We start from the raw sequence: 18425 nt of genomic DNA, 5'->3' as shown, positions 1-18425 counted from the left end.
GCTGCTGACCGGGCTTTCTCACGCCTGAAACAGGTTAATCGGTGGAGAGCACACCCCGACGAACCTGATCACGCTCGATGGATTCGAACAGCGCCTTGAAGTTGCCTTCACCGAAACCATCGTCGCCTTTACGCTGGATGAATTCGAAGAACACCGGGCCCATCAGGGTTTCCGAGAAGATCTGCAGCAGCAGACGCTTGTCGCCCGACTCGGACGAACCATCCAGCAAAATGCCCCGCGCTTGCAATTCGTTGACCGGCTCGCCGTGGTTCGGCAGACGGCCTTCGAGCATTTCATAGTAGGTGTCCGGCGGCGGCGTCATGAAACGCATGCCGATGCTTTTCAAGTGATCCCAGGTCTTGATCAGGTCATCGCTGAGGAATGCCACATGCTGGATGCCCTCGCCGTTGAACTGCATCAGGAATTCTTCGATCTGCCCGGCCCCCTTGGACGACTCTTCGTTCAGCGGGATACGGATCATGCCGTCCGGGGCAGTCATGGCCTTGGAGGTCAGGCCGGTGTATTCGCCTTTGATGTCGAAGTAGCGGATTTCACGGAAGTTGAACAGCTTCTCGTAGAAGTTGGCCCAGTAGGCCATGCGACCGCGATACACGTTGTGGGTCAGGTGATCGATGATCTTCAGGCCGGCCCCGACCGGGTTGCGGTCAACGCCTTCGATGAACACGAAGTCGATGTCATAGATCGAGCTGCCTTCGCCAAAACGGTCGATCAGGTACAGCGGCGCGCCGCCGATGCCTTTGATCGCTGGCAGGTGCAGTTCCATCGGGCCGGTTTCGATGTGGATCGGTTGGGCGCCGAGTTCCAGGGCACGTTTGTAAGCCTTTTGCGAATCCTTGACGCGGAACGCCATGCCGCACACCGACGGACCGTGCTCGGCCGCGAAATACGACGCCACGCTGTTGGGTTCGTTGTTGAGGATCAGGTTGATCGCGCCCTGGCGATACAGGTGCACGTCTTTGGAACGGTGGGTCGCGACCTTGCTGAAGCCCATGATCTCGAAGATCGGCTCCAGGGTGTTAGGGGTCGGCGATGCGAATTCGATGAACTCAAAGCCCATCAGGCCCATTGGGTTTTCGTATAAATCTGCCATTTTGGCGCCTCATCATTTCTTATCAATTAACGGATCGTTAGTTGCTAGCAATGCTGAGACCGGCGGGTGGCGCGCAGGAGATGCCCCGCACGCTGCGGGCGAGGAAATCACCGTAGATCAATTGAAACCCAAATATCTTCATTGTCGACCCAAGGCTCTTACGGGCGAGGCTTCTGCTGCCAGAAGACGATTATTCTTATATGCGTAACCCGATTCTACACAGCGTAAATAAGTTGTCCATCCTTCTTATAAAATCCCCCTTTTCGCAGCCTGTGCAAGCGGTTTGTTGCACAGAAAAATCCCCGCCAGGATCAGCCCACCGCCCAGGCACATCACCAGGGTCAATTGCTCACCCAGCAACAACGCGCCAAAAAGAACGGCGGTCAGCGGGTTCAAGGCGATAAACACCCCCGAACGTGTCGCACCGATTTTGCGGATACCGTCGTAATAACCAATATAAGCCAATGCCGAACCCAGCACGCCCAAGTACATCAGGCTCAACCATTGTTGCGTGCCGAGTTCGGCCAGCGCCGCGACACTCAGCTCGCCACGCACGGCACTGGTCACCCAGAGCATCAGCGTGCCCAGCAGAATTGAGTACGTCACCGTCTGCACCGGCCCCAGCGTCTGATTCAAGCCTTTGGAGAACAGCGAATAAATGCCCCAGCCGAGCACACAGCCGAAGATCAACAGATCGCCGATCCAGGCGTCAGTACCACCGGCCAACAATTGCGGATTGCGGCTGACGATCACCAGACTGGCGCCGGCAATGCAGATCGCGATACCCGCCACTTTCGCCCCGCTCAGTCGCTCCTTGAACAACAGCCACGACGCCAGGCCGATCACCGCCGGATTCAACGCTACGATCAACGACGCCCGTGATGCGTTGATGTAATGCAGCCCATAAAAGAAGCACAGGTTGTAGAAGAAGATCCCGAAAAAACCCAGCAGCGTCAGTTGCAGCCATTGCCGAGGGCTGGGTCGCACTAAAGGCACGCGCGCCAACAACAGAAATAGCAGCAACGCCACGCTCGCCAGCAAGAACCGCAGGCTCGCGGCCAATAACGGACTGAGGCTGTCGGCCAGGAACCGCCCGGCGACAAACGTCCCGCCCCAGATCATGGTGACCGCTGCCAGTTTTAGATAAACCGGTACATCCGAGGAATTCGCCAGGGTCTGTTCACACGTAGTCATAAGTCTCCACCATCAGAAATCGGGCACATGACGTATCATTCGACTAATCCCCGATCATCGTAAAATGAGTAAATACTCATGACCCTGACTCAACTCGAGATTTTCTCGCTGGTGGCCGAACTGCGCGGCTTCACGGCGGCGGCCAATCGTTTGGAGATTTCCCAATCCGCGGTCTCTCACGCGCTTAAATCGCTGGAACAGGAATTGGGCGTAGAACTGCTGCGTCGGCATCAGTCCCAGGTCGAGCTGAGTGACATCGGCCAACAGCTATTGCTGCGCGCTCGGGCGATGCTCGGGCTGGCCAACACGTTGCGCCAGGAAGCGGCCGATGCTCGTGGAATGAAACGTGGCACCCTGCGCATCGGCTCGTTCGGCCCGACCTCATCGATCAAATTGCTGCCGAGGATCCTGCAGCATTACCGCGCAGCACACCCGGGTATCGAGGTTCATATCGACGAAGGGCCGGATCGCCAGGTGATCCAGTGGCTGGAAGAACGGCGTATCGATATCGGCTTCGTGGTGTTGCCCCAGGAACGTTTCGACACTTTTATGCTGATCGAAGACCAAATGGTCGCGCTGCTGCCTGCCAATCATGTGTTGGCCGGCCGCGACAGCTTGAGCCTGAGCGATTTATGCCACGACCCTTTTGTGCTGACCGAAGCAGGCTCTTCGGAACTGGTGTCGCGCTTGTTCAATGCGGCGCGGTTGACGCCGAACATTCGCTATCGCTGCTCGCAGTTGCTCAGCACGCTGGACACCGTCGGCCGTGGCGATGCCCTGACCGTTGTTGCCGAAGGCTCATTGCCTGACGACAACGACTACCGCTACGTGAAAAAACCGCTGTCGCCACCGGTCAGCCGCCAGGTCGGTCTGGCGGTGCTTGATCAGCGTCAGTCATCACCTGCGACACTGGCCTTTATCAAACTGGCTTCGAGCCTGAATGGTCATTGAACAGCGTAAGTGCTGTCAGCCAACTATCATGGCTGAACTCTTTAAGGAGGCACATCGTCCTGCCAGCCTTTGAGAGCGGCCGTTTCACATTGGCATCAACATCACCGCCAGTCACTGCCGGGATCTGGAGCTGGTCGAGGACTGTCGTGAGTTCCTCAGCGTTTTCGCCCCGGGTAGCATCAACCTGGTACTGGAGCTGAACTTCCTGAAAATCGACCAGAGCTTTGTCGCCATGATCGGTGTCGACGCCTCTCCCGGCACATTCTGGACAGCATCATCGAGCTCTCGGCCAAACTCGACCTGGGTATCGTCGCCGAAGGTGTGGAAACTACGGAACAAAGTGACTATCTGACGGCCCACGGCGTGAACTTCCTGTAAGGTTATCTGTTTGGCCGGCCGATGCCCGGTGCCGATTTCATTAGAGCATTAAGTGATCATTAACTAACCACTTTAAGCACCGAGATCATGATCGATACGCACCAGATTGAATCAAAAGACTACTCTCGTTACATGAAGAAAAAGTCAGGATTTACTCTTGGCCAATTAACTACTACAATTTTTCATACCTGTGCAGAACTCGCAGGTGAGCCATTATCACCGAGTCGCTTCAAGGCTCTTGGCTTATAGCTTTGTTTGCGGTTGGTATCAGCCAAACACACTATTGGAGTAAAGATATTGTCCAGACTCGCTGAATTCCGTGCAGCTGAAAAGGCCCTTCAAGAACAGCTCAAGCAGTTGGAATCGCTGAAGAACGATGCCGGGCTCAAGAAAGAAATCGAATTCGAAGAAAAGCTCCAGGGGCTGATGAAAACCTACGGCAAGAGCTTGCGCGACATCATCGCCATCCTCGATCCGAACCCGGCGAAATCCGGCCTGCAGCAGGCAACAGCGCCTAAAACCCGCCGCGCTCGCGTGGTCAAGGTCTATCAGAACCCGCACACCGGTGAACTGATTGAAACCAAGGGTGGCAACCACCGCGGCCTGAAAGCCTGGAAGGAACAATACGGTGCTGCCACCGTTGATTCCTGGCTGCGTGGCTAAGCACTCGCGATCATAAAAAAAGCCCTGCCTATGCAGGGCTTTTTCATGGATGGTGTCTAAATGCAACGATAGTCGCCGATCAACTCGTTATATACCGACCCACTTTATGCTTAATCCCTTTGGCTATCTAAAAAATGCCGAACACGCTGAAATCTACTGATACGCAAACCTTAAACTAAAGTTTCAAGCTGTTTCGAGCCGCCGCTATGTCGTCCTGACTTGCCTTATAAACCTCGGCCTGTCCCGCATAGGAAAGAACATAGGCGTTATCGGCGTCTACCGCAGCGACCAATGTTTGAGACAGCACATGTCGACCGTTCTGCGTAATCGTGCAGGTAGTTTCCAGCGCCGATAATCGGCTCAAGGTAGTCGGGTGAATTTTAGTGCAAACGCTCTGATACCCACCCTCGAAAAAATCCTTTTGCACCGACTTGCGCATTTCCAGCAGCACGCCTTCCAGATTCACCTGGTGACCACTTTCCACTTGAGTCATGGTCAAACTCCATCACCATCACCGGTGTACCTTCCTGATCGTTTTTTACCGCGCGTTGCCGGGAAACCTGCGGTTTGACTTCGTCTTGCGGAATGACCTCGACGGTCCATCCACTTGGCCAGGTCACTACCGGAGCCTCTGCATGAGCGGGGGTAACACCTGAAAGCAGACACATCAGGACGAACATCAATTGACAGAATCGGGTCATTGCAATGAACACTCACAAATTGAGCCGTAAAGTCTGAGCCTCACCCGGCTGTCAGGCAAGCCTGCGGTTTTGGTTTGGCGATGCCGGAGCCCTTGCGTATCATTGAGAACATACTTAGCCCCACTTATTTCCGGAGGGCCCATGAGCCTGCACGAACTCAATACATTTCCAGGTGTGACCGCCCAACCCGACACCGCCACCCAGAAGTTCGTTTTCAACCACACCATGTTGCGGGTCAAGGACATCACCCAGTCGCTGGATTTCTACACCCGCGTCCTGGGGTTCTCGCTGGTGGAAAAACGCGATTTTCCGGAAGCCGAGTTCAGCTTGTATTTCCTGGCGCTGGTCGATAAAAACCAGATCCCGGCCGATGCCGCGGCTCGCACCGAGTGGATGAAATCGATCCCCGGCATTCTCGAACTGACTCACAACCACGGTACCGAGAACGACACCGAATTCGCCTACCACAATGGCAACACCGACCCACGCGGCTTCGGCCATATCTGCATTTCGGTGCCAGATATTCGCGCGGCGTGCGAACGCTTCGAAGCGCTGGGCTGCGATTTCCAGAAACGCCTGAACGACGGTCGCATGAAGAGCCTGGCCTTCATCAAGGATCCGGATGGTTACTGGGTCGAAATTATTCAGCCTGCACCGATGTAAAAAAATCGCAGCCTTGATCGTTCCCACGCTCTGCGTGGTAACGCCTCCTGTGACGCTCTGCGTCACGCTTTTGGGACGCGGAGCGTCCCGGGCTGCATTCCCACGCAGAGCGAGGGAACGATCAGTGCAAGACACAAAAAACCCCATGATCACTCACGGGGTTTTGTGTTTTCAGCGTCAGCGTTTATGCCGGTGCCGAGGTACGGATCAAATGATCGAATGCGCTCAGGGAAGCCTTGGCGCCCTCGCCTACCGCAATCACGATCTGCTTGTACGGCACGGTGGTCACGTCACCGGCCGCGAACACGCCAGGCATCGACGTTTCACCGCGGGCATCGACGATGATCTCGCCGCGCGGCGACAGCTCGATGGTGCCTTTGAGCCAATCGGTGTTAGGCAACAGACCGATCTGCACGAAGATCCCTTCCAGCTCGACCGTGCGCAATTCGTCCGACTGGCGATCCTTGTAGCGCAGGCCGTTGACCTTTTGGCCATCGCCGGTCACTTCAGTGGTTTGCGCACTGGTGATCACCGTAACGTTCGGCAGGCTGTGCAACTTGCGCTGCAACACCGCATCGGCGCGCAGTTGTACGTCGAACTCCAACAGGGTCACGTGAGACACGATACCGGCCAGGTCGATAGCCGCTTCGACGCCGGAGTTACCGCCGCCGATCACCGCCACACGCTTGCCTTTGAACAGAGGACCGTCACAGTGCGGGCAGTACGCCACGCCTTTGTTGCGGTATTGCTGCTCACCGGGAACGTTCATTTCACGCCACCGGGCACCGGTCGCCAAAATTACGGTCCTGGCTTTCAAGGAGGCGCCGCTGGCGAAATGGATTTCGTGCAGTTCGCCATTTTTACCCGGTACCAGTTTGTCGGCGCGTTGCAGGTTCATGATGTCCACGTCGTACTGCTTGACGTGTTCTTCAAGCGCCACGGCCAGTTTCGGCCCTTCGGTTTCCTGCACCGAGATGAAGTTCTCGATGGCCATGGTGTCGAGCACCTGACCACCAAAACGTTCCGCCGCCACACCGGTGCGAATGCCTTTACGAGCAGCGTAGATCGCCGCCGAAGCACCGGCCGGGCCACCGCCGACGACCAGCACGTCAAAGGCTTCTTTGGCGCTGATTTTCTCGGCCTGACGCTCGATGCCACTGGTGTCGATCTTGGCGAGCATTTCTTCCAGACCCATGCGGCCCTGGCCGAAGTTAACGCCGTTCAGGTAAATGCTTGGGACGGCCATGATCTGGCGCTCGTCGACTTCAGCCTGAAACAGCGCGCCGTCTATGGCGACGTGGCGAATGTTCGGGTTCAGCACAGCCATCAGGTTCAAGGCCTGGACCACGTCCGGGCAGTTCTGGCACGACAGCGAGAAGTAAGTCTCGAAGTTGAACTCGCCTTTGAGCGAGCGGATCTGTTCGATCACTTCGATACTGGCCTTCGAAGGGTGGCCACCGACTTGCAGCAGGGCCAGCACCAGCGAAGTGAATTCGTGGCCCATCGGGATGCCGGCAAAACGCAGGCTGATATCGGCGCCTGGGCGGTTGATCGAGAACGATGGTTTACGCGCATCGTTACCGTTGTCGAGCAACGTAATCTGGGTGGAAAGACTGGCAACGTCTTTGAGTAATGCGAGCATTTCCTGGGATTTCGCACCGTCGTCGAGGGAGGCAACGATCTCGATCGGCTGGGTGACCCGTTCCAGGTACGATTTCAACTGGGCTTTAAGATTGGCGTCCAACATACGGGCGATTTCCATGTATTTGATAAAAAGAAGTCGAAAAAAAACGCCCGAGCGAATCTCGCCCGGGCGTTTTTTGAGGGCGGTGCAGCTTACTTAGGAGGTGCGGAGTGCCGCCCTGATGAAGCGCGTCACAGACTTAGATCTTGCCGACCAGGTCCAGGGACGGAGCCAGAGTGGCCTCGCCTTCTTTCCACTTGGCTGGGCAAACCTGGCCTGGGTGAGCAGCAACGTACTGAGCAGCCTTGATTTTGCGCAGCAGCTCGGAAGCGTCACGACCTACACCGCCGTCGTTGAGTTCAACGATTTTGATCTGGCCTTCCGGGTTGATCACGAAGGTGCCACGGTCAGCCAGACCCGCTTCTTCGATCAGCACATCGAAGTTGCGGGAGATAGCGTGAGTCGGGTCGCCGATCATGGTGTACTGGATTTTGCCGATGGCTGGCGAAGTGTTGTGCCAGGCAGCGTGGGCAAAGTGGGTATCGGTGGAAACGCTGTAGATTTCGACGCCCAGCTTCTGGAACTCGGCGTAGTTGTCAGCCAGGTCTTCCAGTTCGGTCGGGCAAACGAAGGTGAAGTCAGCTGGGTAGAAGAACACGACAGACCACTTGCCTTTCAGGTCAGCGTCCGACACTTTTACGAAGTCGCCATTTTTGAAGGCGTCAGCTTTGAACGGTTTAACTTGGCTGTTGATGATAGGCATCGATGACTCTCCGTCAGGGGTTAAGAAGTTGATGGGGTGAATCCTACCCAGTCGATCGCCGGCTGGCTCATTGGCAAACCTGATGCTGCTGATTGGTTTTCGCTATTAACCGACAGTATTAATAGAAGAAAACGTGATCTACGGCGCCAACGGCTTTTCAGCGATTCGGGTCATACCGAGAAACGGGCTGGCTTCAACATAGCGCATGGCGGACTTCATATCCTTCCAGCCCACGTAATTCATCAACGACTTCAAATCCCAACCGCTCTGATGAGCCCAGGTCGCAAAGCCACGCCGCAAGGAGTGACTGGTGTAGTGCTCGGCCGGAATGCCGGCGCGCTCCAAGGCCTGGCGCAACAACGGGATCACACTATTGGCGTGCAAGCCCTCCTCGCTCAAATGGCCCCAGCGATCGATACCCCGGAACACCGGCCCGCGGACCAACGCCGCTTCAGTGATCCATTCGATATAGGCCTGCACCGGACACAGGCGCTGCAAGGCTGGCGTCTGGTACGTCTGGCCGAGGTTTTCGCGATCGCTCTTGCTGCGAGGCAAGTAGAGGGTGATGCCTGAGCCGGCGCTGGCCCGCACATGTTCAATCTGTACCCGGCACAACTCATCGCTGCGGAAACCACGCCAGAAGCCCAGCAGGATCAACGCCGTGTCGCGCCTGGCCCGCAGCAATCCCGGCTGATCGCCCTGCGCCTTGGCGGTTTGCGCCTCCTGCTCCAGCCAGGCCACCACTTGCTCCAGATGCTGAAGCTGCAACGGCTCGGCCTGTTTCTCCTGCGCCGGGTGCAGCGCGCGAATGCCCTTGAACACTTTGCGCACTACGGGCGCCTTGGTGGGATCAGCGAACCCCTGACTGTTGTGCCACTGCGCCAACGCGGACAAACGCAACTTCAAGGTGTTAATCGACAGTACGCCTGCGTGGGCCACGAGATAGCGCGCCACGCTATCGCCGGTCGCCGGCAGGAACCCGCCCCAACTGACTTCGAAATGCTCGATGGCCGCGCGATAGCTGCGACGGGTGTTGTCGCGTGTGGCGGCTTGCAGGTAGCGATCCAGCTCGGTCATGGGCTCGGTTCTCGAAAACGTACCGCTGTGGCGGGTGAAACCCGGATTACAGCGCATCACACGGGGTAATACCAGTATATCCCGTATGATAAATCACATGATTCTAACTTTATCCGTATCATGGTACATTGCGTATATTAGTGGTACGTACCACAGTATCAAATCGTAGGAGAACACATGGCACGTGGCGGCGTAAACAAGGCACTGGTGCAGGCGGCACGCTCAGCAATCCTCGCCCGGGGCGAACACCCGAGTATCGACGCGGTGCGGATCGAGATGGGCAATACCGGCTCAAAAACCACAATCCATCGCTATCTGAAGGAACTCGATGACGGCGCCGAACCTGCGCAAGCACCTTGCGAACCGATCGATGATGAGCTTTCAGCCCTAGTGGCGCGGCTGGCGCAACGCCTGAAAGAACAGGCGCAAGAGCCTATCGACCAGGCACGCGCACAGTTCGAGCAACAACGAAAAGAGCTGGAAACCCAACTGCACGAGGCCCGCGAGGCCAATACCGAATTGCACCAGCAATACGAAATTCAAAGCCTGGCGCTGACCCAGGAATCTGCAGAGTTGCATGACACTCGCTCCATGCTGCAAACAGAGCAAACCCGCAACGCCGGACTGAATCAGGCGTTGGCAGATTTCGAATTACGCTTGCAGGACAAGGACGAGCAGATCCGCTCGCTGGAAGAAAAGCACCTGCACGCTCGCGAGGCACTGGAACACTACCGCAACGCCGTCAAAGACCAACGCGAGCAGGAGCAGCGCCGCCACGAAGGCCAGGTGCAGCAGATTCAGATGGAGTTGCGTCAGGCGCAGCAAAGCGCACTGGTTCGCCAAGATGAAATCACCCAACTGCATCGCGACAACGAGCGTTTACTGACGGAAAACCGCGGAACGCTGCGGGAACTGAGCCTGTCGCAAGAGCAACTCAAGCACACCAACAGCCGACAGGATCAACTGCTGGAACAGGTCAACCGCATCGACAGCGAGCGCACCCTCCTCCAGGAACGCTTGCGCATTGCCATGCTGGAAAGCCAGTCACTCAAGCAGAACATCGACGAACAGTCGCACATCAACAAAGCGTTGGAAGTTGAACTGATCAAGTTGCAGGCAAGCCTGGATGAAAGCGCGCGCCTGGGCGCTGTCGTTGCGACAGCGCCAGCCCCATCAGCCTCGCGTAAGGACGATTAACCCGCGACCGGTGTACGCATGGTGACGAACTCTTCGGCGGCCGTAGGATGCACGCCGATGGTTTCGTCGAAATCACGCTTGGTCGCGCCCGCCTTCAGCGCAATCGCCAACCCCTGAACAATCTCACCGGCATCCGGGCCGACCATGTGGCAGCCCAAGACCTTGTCGGTCTTGGCGTCCACCACCAGCTTCATCAAGGTGCGTTCCTGGCACTCGGTCAGGGTCAGCTTCATCGGCCGGAAACGGCTTTCGAAGATCACCACATCGTGCCCGGCCTCTCGCGCCTCTTCTTCGGTCAGGCCGACAGTGCCAATGTTCGGCAAACTGAACACGGCGGTCGGGATCATCTTGTAATCCACCGGGCGATACTGCTCGGGCTTGAACAAACGCCGCGCCACGGCCATGCCTTCGGCCAGCGCGACCGGCGTGAGCTGTACCCGACCGATCACGTCGCCAAGGGCCAGGATCGATGGCTCTGCGGTTTGATACTGCTCATCGACCTCGACAAAGCCTTTCTTGTCGAGTTTGACGCCGGTGTTTTCCAGCCCCAGATTGTCGAGCATCGGACGCCGACCGGTGGCGTAGAACACGCAGTCCGCCTCCAGCTCGCGCCCATCCTTGAGGGTTGCTTTCAGGCTGCCATCGGCTTGCTTGTCGATACGCTCGATGTCGGCATTGAATTGCAGGTTCATGCCGCGCTTGGTCAGCTCTTCCTGCAGATGTTTGCGCACCGCACCGTCGAAACCACGCAGGAACAGATCACCGCGATACAGCAACGTGGTCTCGGCCCCGAGCCCGTGGAAAATCCCGGCAAACTCCACCGCAATGTAACCACCACCGACCACCAGAACACGCTTGGGCAGCTCTTTAAGGAAGAACGCCTGGTTGGAACTGATCGCGTGCTCCTGCCCCGGAATCTCCGGGATCTGCGGCCAGCCACCGGTAGCGATCAGGATGTTTTTGGCGGTGTAGCGTTTGCCATCGAACTCGACGGTATGCGGATCGACGATTTTCGCGTGACCTTCATGCAAGGTCACGCCGCTGTTGACCAGCAGGTTGCGATAGATGCCGTTCAGGCGATTGATCTCGCGATCCTTGTTGGCGATCAGCGTCGCCCAGTCGAACTTCGCCTCACCCGGAGTCCAGCCGAAACCTTGCGACTGCTCGAAGTCTTCGGCGAAGTGCGCGCCGTAGACCAGCAATTTTTTCGGCACGCAGCCGACGTTCACACACGTACCACCCAGATAGCGGCTCTCGGCCACCGCGACTTTCGCGCCAAAACCGGCCGCAAACCGCGCAGCCCGAACACCGCCGGAACCGGCACCAATCACATATAGGTCAAAATCGTAGGCCATTTCTGTCTCCTCGGCAGGCCACCAGCATACCTGCGGGCGGCCGTTGAGCAAGCATTGCGCTGAAATCCTCGGGCCGTGCGATGCGCGGCCCAACCTTCGCTTTCGATCAATGCCCCTCTGCAGATTGCGCTTTCGGTGTCCGCAGAGTGCGCCAAGCAATCAAAATCGCCATGAGTGCCAGGCCGAACGTCACCCACGAAACCAAACCGATCCCACCTTCGAATGCCCTTCCCGCCTGCGTCATCAATTCCCTTGCCTGGTCACCCGACAAGTCTGCCGCCACATGATGGGCGCCAGACAGCGTCTCACTCGCCAGCATCATCTGCACTTCGCTCAGAAACCCCGGAAGCTGCAATGCACCGCGATAGTAGGCGGTGACGACACCGCCGAACACAGTCGTCCCCAAAACCACACCCACCTCATAGGCCGTTTCGCTAATGGCTGACGCAGCGCCCGCCTTTGCCGGTGGTGCGGCTGACAAAATCACATCATTGGACACCGTTGCGATCGCACCCACGCCAATGTTCAGCAAGGCAAAAGCCACCACTAGAACGATCAGGCTACTGCCCATGCTGGCGACCAGCAAAAACGCCGCTCCAGCAAACGCCATCAAAATCGGTATCAGCACATGCACCGGTAATCGCTGTGCGACAGGCACGACCGCCATCCCCACTACGATCGCCATGATCTGACCAGGGACCAACGCGAGGCTAGCACTCAAGGGCGACATCTGAAGAACGATCTGCAGGAACTGAGTGGTAAAGAATACGAAGCCGACGAGAAACGCGAGACTCATCAAATTGATCGCGACAGAGCCGCTAAAGGTGCCACTGCGGAACAGACTCAGGTCCATCAGCGGCACTGGCAGACGTAACTGTCGACGCACGAACATCCAGCCCGCAACTGCGCCTACTGTAAATGTTGTAAGCGCCATCCAGTCGATACCATTACTGGCGCTGTGTTTAATGCCATAGACAATGGCACCAAGGGCTGCCATCGATTGCAGGATGCTTATCGGATCCAAGGGTCCTGAAGCATCTCGCTCGGATTCGGGCAACAACAATGGCCCCAATACCAGCAGGGGCACCAACACGGGCACCGCCAACAGAAAAATCGACCCCCAACTGAAGAATTCCAGCAACACCCCGCCCACCAAAGGACCGAGTGCCGAGCCGACCGTCAACGTCGTTGCCCAGATCGCGACTGCTAGCCTGCGTTCTTCTCGATCCTCGAACACCGAACGTATCAACGCCAACGTTGAGGGCATTAGCATCGCCCCGAAAACGCCCATACAAGCTCGCCCGGCAATCAGTTGCGTGGCGGTATCGGAATACGCGGTTAGCACCGACACAATGGCAAAACCCAAAGACCCGACCAACAACAACTTACGATGACCGATTCGATCTCCCAGACTACCCATCGACACCAGCAATCCCGCCAATACCAGCGAATAAGCATCGATCATCCACAACTGCTGGCTAGCGCTCGGACGCAGGGCCTCCGCAATTTTTGGTAGCGCGAATCCAAGCACTGTATTGTCAACTGTCACCAGCAATACAGGCAGCATCAGCACGCTTAGGCCTAACCAACGTTTTGATCTTGCTCCGCTATGAATCGCCTCATTTATTAACGTCAATAGCCAAACTCCCTGTCACCGCCAAAAAATTCACGGGGCATTCAGCAATGCTGCCGCGGACCAAACCTTGGGCACTCCCTTGCCGGGGTCCAGTCGATTTCATTAATGACAACGCCTAATCAATTGGGCAACAGGAAATATATTTCTTGGCGGAAACAAATTGCCTTTGAATAGACAAAAAAAACCCCGAACGAGTCGGGGTTTTTGTTTGTGTCAAGCAGCTCAGACCGCTATCAGTAAGCCTTACCAGTCTTATAGAAGTTCTCGAAGCAGAAGTTGGTCGCGTCGATGTAGCCTTCGGCGCCACCGCAGTCGAAACGCTTGCCTTTGAACTTGTAGGCCATGACGCAGCCGTTTTGTGCCTGCTTCATCAGGGCGTCGGTGATCTGGATTTCGCCGCCCTTGCCTGGCTCGGTTTGTTCGATCAGGTCGAAGATGTCCGGAGTCAGGATGTAACGGCCGATGATCGCCAGGTTCGACGGTGCGTCTTCAGGCTTTGGCTTCTCGACCATGCTGTGAACGCGGTAGATGTCGTCGCGGATCATCTCACCGGCAATCACGCCGTACTTGTTGGTTTCTTGTGGATCGACTTCCTGAATGGCCACGATCGAGCAGCGGAACTGCTTGTACAGCTTGACCATCTGGGTCAGTACGCCATCGCCTTCGAGGTTGACGCACAAGTCATCCGCCAGTACCACGGCGAAAGGTTCGTCGCCGATCAGCGGACGGCCCGTCAGAATCGCGTGGCCCAAGCCTTTCATTTCGGTCTGACGAGTGTAGGAGAACGAGCACTCGTCGAGCAGTTTACGGATACCGACCAGGTATTTTTCCTTGTCGGTGCCCTTGATCTGGTTTTCCAGCTCGTAGCTGATATCGAAGTGGTCTTCCAGAGCACGCTTGCCGCGACCGGTGACGATGGAGATTTCGGTCAACCCGGCGTCCAGTGCTTCTTCGACGCCGTACTGGATCAGTGGCTTGTTTACCACCGGCAGCATTTCTTTGGGCATGGCTTTAGTCGCTGGCAGGAAGCGAGTACCGTAACCGGCTGCTGGGAACAAGCATTTCTTGATCATATAAGTCCTTGAAAGGGCTGTGTGTTCGAGTTTCGGCGCAGTCTAATCAGGCGGCAGGCACCTTACAATGCCCAGCGCTGGCTAACCGATGCCATCATAGAGAAATATTCTGATGGATAGTTCCGCAGATACATTGCACAACCCCTTATAGATAGCAGAGATCGGCAGATCTGCGCGGCCATCATCCGAAAGACAATCCGCCCCACCCTACACCATCGGCACCTGTTGAGGGCATTTGGCGCTATCATTGCGCGATTGAACCAGCCAACGAGGCAGATAGATGTCGGCAGCAAAAAGCGTTAACGGGTACCTGATCAATCAGGCAAAAGACGGCCAGTGGTGGGTAGACAGCGCCGGCGGCGAGAATATTGCCGGGCCGTTCCCGACAGAAGCGCTGGCGATTGAAGTGGCATCTGTGTTGCAAGATCAACCCGCAGCCCCCAAGCGGCGTGGCAAGGACAAGCCTTGAGCTGAACCTGAAATGACACAGCCCTGCCTTTGTGCAGGGCTTTTTTGTGATTATCTGCAACGAAGTGGCCATTCGCTACAACCTTTCGATGCGGCCGCGGTCACAGCATTTAGCCACCATCACAGACGACCCTCACGACATGAATAAATTATTGCCACTGATTGCAGTCCTGGCCTTGAGCGGCTGCGCCACGTCCGAAACGACTTACCTGAAAAATGGCGAGCAAGGCCTGAGCATCGACTGCTCCGGGGAAGCCAACGCTTGGGCCACCTGCTACGAAAAAGCCGATGCCTCTTGTGCCGGCACCGGTTATCGGATTGTCGGTACCGACGGCACACCTTCGCCCCAGGAAAGCGACAAGACCCTGGGCGTCGACGTCGGCAACTACAAAAACCGCAGCGTGGTGGTGGTCTGCAAGTAGTGCTTCCAACCTGGGCCACACAAATCCTGTGGGAGCGTGGCTTGCCCGCGATGAACGATGACGCGAAATACCTGAAAAAACGCGGTGCATTCTTCGCGGGCAAGCCACGCTCCCACAGGCTCTGCGTTTGCCCTACATATGAATTTCGGCGAATTTGATCCCGAGCCCGCGCACGGTCTCGATTAAATCGTCGAGGCGACTGAAGGACTCGACTTCATCGTTGTCATCCACCAGAAAAAAACTGCGCCCGGCGCTTTTCTTGAAAAACACGATCCACTCCCCCGAATTCGCCGGGTTCTGAATCACGTGGGTGGCAGAGATATGACCCTCTGCATGGCGCTCCCGCACCTGCTCTCGCTTCATGCTCAACTCCAGAAATGACAATGCCGTCAAAGCGCGACTTTGACGGCATCGATGCTGACTGGGGGTAGTTTATCAGCCTGATATGCACGCGGTGGCGGCATTGCGCACATCCCATGGGCGCAAAGGCACATTGGAGATGCGTTCATGCAGCTTGATGCTGCTGCCGCCGGAACGGTCTTCGATGTCAAACACCGCTGCCGGCCCCGACGAGAACTTCTGCGGCACGATAACCCGCACGCCCTCCTTCTGCGGCTCGACTTGCAGGGCTCCACGGCTATCGGCCAGCTTTTGGACCAGGCACTGCGCGTACTCATGGGGCTTCTTGCCTGAAATCACACTCATGGTGGGCAGTGTCTCATTGATGTCCGAGACACTCGCACATCCACCCACTGCCAACGCCAACGGCACGACCAGAACACCCCACTTCATACATAACCTCCGATAAAGACCCTCCGACAGCACAAATACTGTTTTTCTCCGAGGCTCATTGCTTTTATCGCTCATAGAATTCCGAATAACTGTTTTTAATTGTCAAAGCGGACCTCGACAGCCGGATAATAACCTGTTCGGGCTGATAAACTGCGCCAATCGCCCATGCTATCGTTTTGATTTTGTAGAAAAAGCCCTTCTGGAGGCGCCCCATGAAATTTATCCACCAGCGCGAGCACCTCAACGAAGACGACATCGTCGTCATCCAGTGCTCCCAAATGTGCAACATCCGCTTGATGAACGACGCCAACTTCCGCAGCTTCAAGAATGGCGGCCGTCATACCTACCACGGCGGCGCATTCGACACTTTCCCGGCCCGGATCACCGCGCCGAGCACCGGTTTCTGGAACATCACCATCGACACGGTCAATCGCCGGCCGATCAGCGTGACCCGCAAACCGACCCTGACACACTCGATCAAGATCATCCGCCGCTCCAGCTCGAAACTGAGCTGAGCCCACACCAAAACAGGCAGGTATGACCGTGGCCCAGACGACCAAGTACGTCATCAAATACAAACTCAACGGCGAGCGCCGCTTCGAATTCGCCCAGCTTGAAAACGGCACCGAAGAAGAAGCCAAGGCTGCTCTGGACGTTATTCATGGCCAGACTGAGGATGTCATCAGCGAGATCAGCGTGAGTAAAGCGCTGTAATTCGACCTGGAGCGACAACATGGACGTCTGCTCCCCTGTCGAATTCGACCGCAAGCGCCGGAGTGCTTGCTCCCGCAACGCTCACTAAACTGGCCGCCTCGACCTTTTGGTCAAGGAGTCAGAACCCTTGTTTACCGACCCGATTCAAAACGATGCCCTCGACTGGACCGTACTGGAGCAGCAACTCGATCAGGATGGCTGCGCGCTAATCCGGTCGTTTTTAAGCCCTGAGACCTGCGATGAAATAAGCGCCCTGTACGACCGGCCCGAACCCTTTCGCTCGAAAGTGGTGATGGCTCGCCACGGTTTTGGCCGTGGTGAGTACAAGTACTTCAAGTACCCGCTGCCGGATCCGGTGGCCCGGTTGCGTAGCGCGCTCTACCCTCGACTGGTTCCAATCGCCAATCGCTGGTACGAATGCATGGACCTGCCGACCCGTTTCCCCGAATCGCACGAAGCATTTTTGCAACGCTGTCATGCCGCCGGTCAGGAGCGCCCCACGCCTTTGTTGCTGCAATATGGCCCGCAGGACTACAACTGTTTGCATCAGGATCTGTACGGCGAACACGTTTTCCCGCTGCAAGTGGCGATTCTTCTGTCAGCACCGGGGGAAGATTTCACCGGCGGTGAATTTGTGCTGACCGAACAACGCCCACGGATGCAGTCGCGCCCGCAAGTCATCGGTCTGAAGAAAGGCGATGCGTTGATTTTTGCCGTGAATCAGCGCCCGGTAAAAGGCGTTCGCGGCTATTACCGAGTGACCCTGCGTCACGGGGTGAGTCGCCTGCACAGTGGAAAACGGCATACCCTTGGAATCATCTTTCACGATGCGCTATGACCCCATGAGCCCGATTACCCTCGATTTGTTTGCCGATGTCGAACCCGAGCAGCAACCCCGGCGCGAGCAAATCGGCGAACAATCCTGCGTGCTTAGAGGCTTCGCCCTGCCCTGGCTTGACCGGTTACTGCCGGCATTGGAGGCGGTTCTGGCAGCGGCGCCCTTTCGGCAAATGGTCACACCCGGCGGCTTTACCATGTCGGTGGCCTTGAGCAGTTGCGGCACCTGGGGCTGGACCACCGACCGCAGCGGCTACAAGTACACTCGCAACGATCCGCAGACCGGCCTGCCCTGGCCTGAAATGCCCGAGGTGTTTTTCGAGCTGGCGCAGGCGGCGGCGCGAGAGGCAGGGTTTACGGATTTCGTACCCGATTCCTGCCTGATCAACCGCTATATTCCCGGTGCCAGGATGTCATTGCATCAGGACAAGAATGAAGGTTCCTACGCAGCCCCTATCGTGTCGGTGTCCTTGGGATTGCCCGCGACGTTCCTGTTCGGTGGCTTCGAACGCAGCGCCAAAAGCCAACGCGTGCCGCTGTTGCACGGCGACATCGTGGTCTGGGGCGGCGTCGATCGTTTGCGTTATCACGGCGTATTGCCGATCAAGGAGGGTTATCACCCTCAGTTGGGCGAACAGCGGATCAACTTCACCTTTCGTACCGCGGAATGAAACCGTTGAATTCGACCGCAAGACCCGGAGTGTGGTGTCTATGGCGGCTGGTTAATCTGCATGAAACGGGTCAAC

The 18425-nt window shown here is 56.8% G+C and carries 20 protein-coding genes and 2 pseudogenes; 11 read left to right on the top strand and 11 right to left on the bottom strand.

The window, feature by feature from the left end; all coding sequences use genetic code 11:
• Positions 1–34 precede the first annotated feature (34 nt).
• Positions 35–1111: a 4-hydroxyphenylpyruvate dioxygenase gene (hppD, locus tag PSH65_RS15580; RefSeq protein WP_008012875.1), complete on the bottom strand. Its 1077-nt coding sequence runs from the start codon at positions 1109–1111 to the stop codon at positions 35–37.
• A 246-nt stretch (positions 1112–1357) separates the two neighbouring features.
• A complete protein-coding gene (locus tag PSH65_RS15575; protein WP_305426873.1) occupies positions 1358–2305 on the bottom strand; it encodes a DMT family transporter in 948 nt (315 codons plus the stop codon).
• A gap of 78 nt (positions 2306–2383) precedes the next feature.
• On the opposite strand from PSH65_RS15575, the gene PSH65_RS15570 reads away from it, so the two are divergent.
• The 3 genes and pseudogenes from PSH65_RS15570 to PSH65_RS15560 all read left to right on the top strand — a co-directional run bounded on the left by PSH65_RS15570 (position 2384) and on the right by PSH65_RS15560 (position 4297).
• On the top strand, positions 2384–3256 hold the full coding sequence (locus tag PSH65_RS15570; protein ID WP_305426872.1) for a LysR family transcriptional regulator: 873 nt from the start codon (positions 2384–2386) through the stop codon (positions 3254–3256).
• A gap of 79 nt (positions 3257–3335) precedes the next feature.
• A pseudogene (locus tag PSH65_RS15565) lies at positions 3336–3697 on the top strand (EAL domain-containing protein); the annotation flags it as partial.
• Between the two features lie 234 nt (positions 3698–3931).
• Positions 3932–4297 (top strand): histone-like nucleoid-structuring protein, MvaT/MvaU family, encoded by a 366-nt coding sequence (locus PSH65_RS15560; protein WP_007900052.1) that lies wholly within the window; start codon positions 3932–3934, stop codon positions 4295–4297.
• 175 nt (positions 4298–4472) lie between these two features.
• Here PSH65_RS15560 and PSH65_RS15555 read toward each other — a convergent pair.
• Positions 4473–4998 (bottom strand): annotated as a pseudogene (locus tag PSH65_RS15555) (DUF4946 domain-containing protein).
• Positions 4999–5139: 141 nt separating this feature from the next.
• Between PSH65_RS15555 and gloA the strand changes: the two are divergent.
• On the top strand, positions 5140–5661 hold the full coding sequence (gloA, locus tag PSH65_RS15550) for a lactoylglutathione lyase (RefSeq protein WP_305426871.1): 522 nt from the start codon (positions 5140–5142) through the stop codon (positions 5659–5661).
• A gap of 184 nt (positions 5662–5845) precedes the next feature.
• Here gloA and ahpF read toward each other — a convergent pair whose 3' ends face one another.
• From ahpF to PSH65_RS15535, 3 genes are all read right to left on the bottom strand, one after another.
• The gene (gene ahpF / locus PSH65_RS15545; RefSeq protein ID WP_305426870.1) at positions 5846–7408 is read right to left on the bottom strand and encodes an alkyl hydroperoxide reductase subunit F; all 1563 of its coding nucleotides are present in this window, start codon (positions 7406–7408) and stop codon (positions 5846–5848) included.
• Between the two features lie 136 nt (positions 7409–7544).
• Complete coding sequence (gene ahpC / locus PSH65_RS15540; RefSeq protein ID WP_038983195.1) at positions 7545–8108, bottom strand: alkyl hydroperoxide reductase subunit C; 564 nt, start codon at positions 8106–8108, stop codon at positions 7545–7547.
• A 138-nt stretch (positions 8109–8246) separates the two neighbouring features.
• Positions 8247–9185, bottom strand: a complete 939-nt coding sequence (locus tag PSH65_RS15535; RefSeq protein ID WP_305426869.1) for a site-specific integrase — start codon at positions 9183–9185, stop codon at positions 8247–8249.
• A 177-nt stretch (positions 9186–9362) separates the two neighbouring features.
• Between PSH65_RS15535 and PSH65_RS15530 the strand changes: the two genes are divergently transcribed.
• Positions 9363–10382, top strand: coding sequence for a DNA-binding protein (locus PSH65_RS15530; protein WP_305426868.1), 1020 nt, complete (start codon positions 9363–9365; stop codon positions 10380–10382).
• Here the strand turns inward: PSH65_RS15530 and gorA are convergent.
• From gorA to galU, 3 genes are all read right to left on the bottom strand, one after another.
• The gene (gorA, locus tag PSH65_RS15525; protein ID WP_305426867.1) at positions 10379–11737 is read right to left on the bottom strand and encodes a glutathione-disulfide reductase; all 1359 of its coding nucleotides are present in this window, start codon (positions 11735–11737) and stop codon (positions 10379–10381) included. The genes PSH65_RS15530 and gorA overlap by 4 nt on opposite strands.
• 106 nt (positions 11738–11843) lie before the next feature.
• Positions 11844–13304: an MFS transporter gene (locus PSH65_RS15520; RefSeq protein WP_305426866.1), complete on the bottom strand. Its 1461-nt coding sequence runs from the start codon at positions 13302–13304 to the stop codon at positions 11844–11846.
• Between the two features lie 302 nt (positions 13305–13606).
• On the bottom strand, positions 13607–14446 hold the full coding sequence (gene galU / locus PSH65_RS15515; protein WP_003182953.1) for a UTP--glucose-1-phosphate uridylyltransferase GalU: 840 nt from the start codon (positions 14444–14446) through the stop codon (positions 13607–13609).
• A gap of 280 nt (positions 14447–14726) precedes the next feature.
• On the opposite strand from galU, the gene PSH65_RS15510 reads away from it, so the two are divergent.
• Positions 14727–14915: a hypothetical protein gene (locus tag PSH65_RS15510; RefSeq protein ID WP_305426865.1), complete on the top strand. Its 189-nt coding sequence runs from the start codon at positions 14727–14729 to the stop codon at positions 14913–14915.
• Positions 14916–15054: 139 nt separating this feature from the next.
• Positions 15055–15336 carry a hypothetical protein gene (locus PSH65_RS15505; RefSeq protein ID WP_305426864.1) on the top strand — a complete coding sequence of 94 codons (282 nt, stop codon included), beginning with the start codon at positions 15055–15057 and terminating at the stop codon, positions 15334–15336.
• 132 nt (positions 15337–15468) lie between these two features.
• Here PSH65_RS15505 and PSH65_RS15500 read toward each other — a convergent pair whose 3' ends face one another.
• A complete protein-coding gene (locus PSH65_RS15500; RefSeq protein ID WP_305426863.1) occupies positions 15469–15699 on the bottom strand; it encodes a hypothetical protein in 231 nt (76 codons plus the stop codon).
• A gap of 72 nt (positions 15700–15771) precedes the next feature.
• Positions 15772–16128 (bottom strand): hypothetical protein, encoded by a 357-nt coding sequence (locus tag PSH65_RS15495; RefSeq protein ID WP_305426862.1) that lies wholly within the window; start codon positions 16126–16128, stop codon positions 15772–15774.
• A gap of 212 nt (positions 16129–16340) precedes the next feature.
• Between PSH65_RS15495 and PSH65_RS15490 the strand changes: the two genes are divergently transcribed.
• The 4 genes from PSH65_RS15490 to alkB all read left to right on the top strand — a co-directional run bounded on the left by PSH65_RS15490 (position 16341) and on the right by alkB (position 18350).
• Complete coding sequence (locus PSH65_RS15490) at positions 16341–16643, top strand: DUF1883 domain-containing protein (RefSeq protein WP_007900033.1); 303 nt, start codon at positions 16341–16343, stop codon at positions 16641–16643.
• 28 nt (positions 16644–16671) lie between these two features.
• Complete coding sequence (locus PSH65_RS15485) at positions 16672–16842, top strand: hypothetical protein (RefSeq protein WP_162232616.1); 171 nt, start codon at positions 16672–16674, stop codon at positions 16840–16842.
• A gap of 127 nt (positions 16843–16969) precedes the next feature.
• Positions 16970–17680 carry a 2OG-Fe(II) oxygenase gene (locus PSH65_RS15480; RefSeq protein ID WP_305426861.1) on the top strand — a complete coding sequence of 237 codons (711 nt, stop codon included), beginning with the start codon at positions 16970–16972 and terminating at the stop codon, positions 17678–17680.
• Positions 17670–18350 carry a DNA oxidative demethylase AlkB gene (gene alkB / locus PSH65_RS15475; RefSeq protein WP_305426860.1) on the top strand — a complete coding sequence of 227 codons (681 nt, stop codon included), beginning with the start codon at positions 17670–17672 and terminating at the stop codon, positions 18348–18350. The genes PSH65_RS15480 and alkB overlap by 11 nt, the downstream gene beginning before the upstream one ends.
• The last annotated feature ends 75 nt before the right edge of the window (positions 18351–18425 follow it).

The organism is Pseudomonas sp. FP603 (assembly GCF_030687415.1).
In the GTDB taxonomy this organism is placed as follows: Bacteria; Pseudomonadota; Gammaproteobacteria; order Pseudomonadales; family Pseudomonadaceae; genus Aquipseudomonas; species Aquipseudomonas wuhanensis.
This window is presented reverse-complemented; position numbering and strand designations above follow the sequence as displayed.

Excerpts from the sequence above, each read along its gene's own strand:
- PSH65_RS15505 (WP_305426864.1), top strand. The coding sequence starts at position 15,055 with ATGAATAAATTATTGCCACTGATTGCAGTCCTGGCCTTGAGCGGCTGC.
- ahpC (WP_038983195.1), bottom strand. The coding sequence starts at position 8,108 with ATGCCTATCATCAACAGCCAAGTTAAACCGTTCAAAGCTGACGCCTTC.
- gorA (WP_305426867.1), bottom strand. The coding sequence starts at position 11,737 with ATGGCCTACGATTTTGACCTATATGTGATTGGTGCCGGTTCCGGCGGT.
- PSH65_RS15575 (WP_305426873.1), bottom strand. The coding sequence starts at position 2,305 with ATGACTACGTGTGAACAGACCCTGGCGAATTCCTCGGATGTACCGGTT.
- gloA (WP_305426871.1), top strand. The coding sequence starts at position 5,140 with ATGAGCCTGCACGAACTCAATACATTTCCAGGTGTGACCGCCCAACCC.
- galU (WP_003182953.1), bottom strand. The coding sequence starts at position 14,446 with ATGATCAAGAAATGCTTGTTCCCAGCAGCCGGTTACGGTACTCGCTTC.
- ahpF (WP_305426870.1), bottom strand. The coding sequence starts at position 7,408 with ATGTTGGACGCCAATCTTAAAGCCCAGTTGAAATCGTACCTGGAACGG.
- alkB (WP_305426860.1), top strand. The coding sequence starts at position 17,670 with ATGCGCTATGACCCCATGAGCCCGATTACCCTCGATTTGTTTGCCGAT.
- PSH65_RS15520 (WP_305426866.1), bottom strand. The coding sequence starts at position 13,304 with ATGCTGCCTGTATTGCTGGTGACAGTTGACAATACAGTGCTTGGATTC.
- PSH65_RS15490 (WP_007900033.1), top strand. The coding sequence starts at position 16,341 with ATGAAATTTATCCACCAGCGCGAGCACCTCAACGAAGACGACATCGTC.
- PSH65_RS15530 (WP_305426868.1), top strand. The coding sequence starts at position 9,363 with ATGGCACGTGGCGGCGTAAACAAGGCACTGGTGCAGGCGGCACGCTCA.
- hppD (WP_008012875.1), bottom strand. The coding sequence starts at position 1,111 with ATGGCAGATTTATACGAAAACCCAATGGGCCTGATGGGCTTTGAGTTC.
- PSH65_RS15500 (WP_305426863.1), bottom strand. The coding sequence starts at position 15,699 with ATGAAGCGAGAGCAGGTGCGGGAGCGCCATGCAGAGGGTCATATCTCT.
- PSH65_RS15535 (WP_305426869.1), bottom strand. The coding sequence starts at position 9,185 with ATGACCGAGCTGGATCGCTACCTGCAAGCCGCCACACGCGACAACACC.
- PSH65_RS15495 (WP_305426862.1), bottom strand. The coding sequence starts at position 16,128 with ATGAAGTGGGGTGTTCTGGTCGTGCCGTTGGCGTTGGCAGTGGGTGGA.
- PSH65_RS15510 (WP_305426865.1), top strand. The coding sequence starts at position 14,727 with ATGTCGGCAGCAAAAAGCGTTAACGGGTACCTGATCAATCAGGCAAAA.
- PSH65_RS15570 (WP_305426872.1), top strand. The coding sequence starts at position 2,384 with ATGACCCTGACTCAACTCGAGATTTTCTCGCTGGTGGCCGAACTGCGC.